General features: G+C 57.4%; 1 protein-coding gene and 2 pseudogenes. 1 reads left to right on the top strand and 2 read right to left on the bottom strand.

Annotated elements, in window-relative coordinates; all coding sequences use genetic code 11:
* The first annotated feature begins 305 nt into the window (after window positions 1–305).
* Entirely contained in the window at window positions 306–554 is a 249-nt protein-coding gene (locus P9A16_RS35480; protein ID WP_130520343.1) for a DUF982 domain-containing protein, read from the top strand.
* Between the two features lie 465 nt (window positions 555–1,019).
* Here P9A16_RS35480 and P9A16_RS35475 read toward each other — a convergent pair.
* A pseudogene (locus P9A16_RS35475) lies at window positions 1,020–2,999 on the bottom strand (response regulator); the annotation flags it as partial.
* Between the two features lie 12 nt (window positions 3,000–3,011).
* Window positions 3,012–3,114 (bottom strand): annotated as a pseudogene (locus P9A16_RS35470) (IS5/IS1182 family transposase); the annotation flags it as partial.

Genomic DNA, 3,114 nt, shown 5'->3' with positions numbered 1-3,114 from the left:
TCCGTTCCCACTGCGCATCGGAAAACCAAAAGAAATCAGACATCTCACCGCCCTTTCGTCGCGGCAATGAATCATGCCCCAGCGCTCAAGGAAAGCTAATTATTGGGTCCGGACCCTAGCTTGTAGAGCTTCAGCCCGTAATCGGCGCGGTTCACGTCTTACTTGATCCGCGCATCTGGCGACTTTCTCGTCGAGAAGATGGGCCTCTGTCATGCCGCGCTTCTCATGCAAATTTCATCGAACTGACACGGAACCACCTGCACACAATCTGCATTCATAGTCCCGATTTGACAGGGAAATACGAAATGCTTTCTGTAACTTGGGATCGCGATCTCGCCATTGTACTGCCAGGCATGCGCCGTGCCATGGAGATCAAAGACGTTCGAAACGCCATGTTCGTCCTGGCGGAAAAAGGGCCGGTGACCTATGGCCGAGCTTTCCAGCGCGCGCTTGTCTTTTGCGCTCGCGCTATTGAAGGAGAATGCTCTCTATCGCGTGCTCGACTGGCATTCCTTGCCGCAGCTCGCGAGGCAAATGTGGCCGTTGTCGCGTAAGCCTGACATGCCGCCTCGCAGTTTGCGACGCGCGGTGGCACTGGAACGCCGAGGCGTGAATCTTTGGGCGCACTTCGGCAGCGGATTCATTCTTGAAGACGACAGGAGGCCGGCGGTGATACAATTTCAGCCGCGTCACGGCGCGGACGCCGGCTGGTGTGAAGATGAGCGGGCGATAGAAATCTCGACGGGATCCCCATAGATCGCCTGGCCGTGCACGCAGTGAGCCATGAAAGTCCGTGCTCTTTGTACGTGACCACCACGTCGCACGTAGCTCCGGCCCTTTAGTGCTGAGTACATCTCCTTAAATGAATAGATTATCTGGCTGCGCCCGCCCGGGCCTTGTAGGTCGATGTCCGCGTTCTATCCATAGGCGAAGTCCTTTCGACGAAAGAGCCGACCGGCGCGCCCTCGAATGGATTAGGGCCGCCATATGGGGCAACCTCCCGCGCCGGTTCGCCTCTTCTAGCTTGCTTCGGCCAATACGGCACGTAGGCTATCAATCGTGAATGGCTTCGAAAGCTGATCGGCATCGACAATACCAGAAGCCGCTTTCGCGCTATCATCGCCACTGGCGAACACGATCCGTACATTCGGCCAGCGCTCCCGGACCCGTTGAGCGAGGTCAATCCCGGAAATACCGGGCAAACCCACGTCTGTCAGCAATACATCAATGCTTTGGGTTTCCACCAAGCCCAGTGCGACTTCAGCGGATTTGGCTTCGTGGACGGTATGGCCCAGTTCCTCCACCATATCGATCGTTGACATAAGGATGAGCGGTTCATCCTCAACGACGAGAACACGAAGCGCCGTATGTCGTTGAACCTGGGACTTCAACACAGACGGTCGCTCTTCACGCTCGAGGCGTTCCACTGCGATCTTGTGTTGCTGCGCGTTGCTCAAGACATGACGGACTTTGCGCGCGAGCGCGTCGCGGGTGTAAGGCTTGGATAGCAATTCAACGCCAGCATCCAACCTGCCACCATGGACGATCGAGTTTTCCGTGTATCCCGACGTATAAAGCACTGCCATATCGGGCAATAGTGCCTTGGCCCTTCTGGCGAGCTCCGTGCTGCGCATCGGGCCTGGCATCACGACGTCAGTAAACAACAGGTCGATGGGGATGCCGCTGTTCACGATGGCGAATGCCGACTGCGCGTCGTGGGCTTTGAGAACGCGGTATCCAAGATCAGTTAGCAGCGCCACCGAAATCTCCCGAACCGCGTCGTCGTCCTCCACAACGAGAACGGTCTCCGTGCCGCCCTTTGCCGGTATCGCATTTGCATCCGCCAGACTGTCCTCGGTCTGCATCGTGCGCGGCATATAGAGCTTCATTGTCGTGCCATGGCCAACTTCGCTGTATATCTTCAGATGGCCGCCGGACTGCTTCAGGAATCCATAGACCATGGACAATCCAAGTCCGCTTCCTTTCCCTTCCGTCTTCGTGCTGAAAAACGGTTCAAGGATATGCTCGATAATATCAGGCGATATGCCCGCTCCGGTGTCGGTGACCGCGACAAGAACGTACTGCCCGGGACGCACGTCCTCGTGTAGCCGCGCATAGTCGTCGTCGAGAATGGAATTCGCAGTCTCAATGGTGAGGCGCCCGCGGCCTTCCATCGCGTCCCTCGCATTGATCGCCAGGTTCAGGATCGCATTCTCCAGCTGACCGGGGTCGATCAAGGTATTCCAAAGGCCACCGGAGACGATGGTCTCAAGCTCTATTTCTTCACCCAATGCCCGCCGTAGCATGTCGTCCATGTTCTGGATAAGCTTGCGAACGTTGACGACCTTGGGTTCGAGCGGCTGACGGCGACCGAATGCCAACAGCTGTGATGCCAGCTTTGCCCCGCGGGCGACTCCCGCCAACGCGTTCTCAAGACGTTGCTCGGCTCGCAGGTTCCCGGAAATGTCGTTGGCTAGAAGTTGCAGGTTACCGCTTACGACCTGCAGAAGATTGTTGAAGTCATGGGCAACGCCGCCGGTGAGATTGCCCAGCGCCTCCATCTTTTGCGCCTGCCTTAATGCGACCTGAGCGGTTTCGCGCTCGAGGGTTTCCTTCTCCAGATCGAGGAGAGCGCTTCTCAGCTCGTGGGTGCGCTGCTCCACCCTCTGCTCAAGTGTGTGGTTGAGGCTCTGGAGCTGATCTTCCGCGCGCTTCTGGTGTGTGACATCGAAACCGTCCACGAAAATACCGGTGACGGCTCCATTCGCATCGAAAATCGGCTGGTAAATGACGTTGATGAACCGCTCATCCAGTCTATCTTCGCCTTCGCGTTGCAGCGATACCGGCAGGTTTCGGCCGATGTAAGGTTCTCCTGACTGGAAAACGCCATCGAGCAACTCGAAGAACCCTTGCCCGTTTACCTCCGGAAGTGCATCACGAACGCTCAGACCAACGATCTGGCGATGGCCAACCAGCTGCAGGTAGGCGTCGTTGGCTAGGGTCCGGACTCACTAGAGCCACCAGATGACGGCTGCGGCGAGAGCGACGGCACCCATGAAGTTTTTGATGTTGCGATCGAAGCGGGTGGCGAGGCGACGCCAGTCCTTGAGACGG

The organism is Shinella sp. 838 (assembly GCF_029623935.1).
In the GTDB taxonomy this organism is placed as follows: Bacteria; Pseudomonadota; Alphaproteobacteria; order Rhizobiales; family Rhizobiaceae; genus Shinella.
This window is presented reverse-complemented; position numbering and strand designations above follow the sequence as displayed.